This window comes from Pseudomonas sp. 13B_2.1_Bac1, from assembly GCF_025466155.1.
Lineage (GTDB): Bacteria > Pseudomonadota > Gammaproteobacteria > Pseudomonadales > Pseudomonadaceae > Aquipseudomonas > Aquipseudomonas aylmerensis.
The window spans coordinates 1-320 of record NZ_JANLOH010000071.1; the positions used below are offsets into that span (position 1 = coordinate 1).

General features: G+C 60.6%; 1 protein-coding gene. It reads right to left on the reverse strand.

The annotated features are described in order from the left end of the window. The coding region (locus NTD80_RS16900) for a contractile injection system protein, VgrG/Pvc8 family (protein WP_262134369.1) at positions 1 to 320 on the reverse strand (320 nt) is incomplete at both ends.

Genomic DNA, 320 nt, shown 5'->3' on the forward strand with positions numbered 1-320 from the left:
CCGTCGATGCAGGGTTTATTACGCAGCGGGGCTTTCCAGTCGGAGGTCCAGCGGATGGCGCTGGCTTTCAACGTGTAAGACGTACCGAGGCCGCTACCAAAGGATTCTTCCTGCAAACTGGTGTGCTGCTTGCCTTCGTGCTTGATGGCGATGGTGCGCCAGCGATCATTGAAGTCCTCACGCGGATGCTCGTTCAGGTCGAAGGCCAATCCCGGTTGCAGGCGTTCATCGTCGCCCTCCAGATGCGCCAGCTTGGCGTCGTTGCGCAGCGCGGCCAGGCGCGTCTTGGTGAAGGGCTTGCCAGCGACATCGCGTTTGTA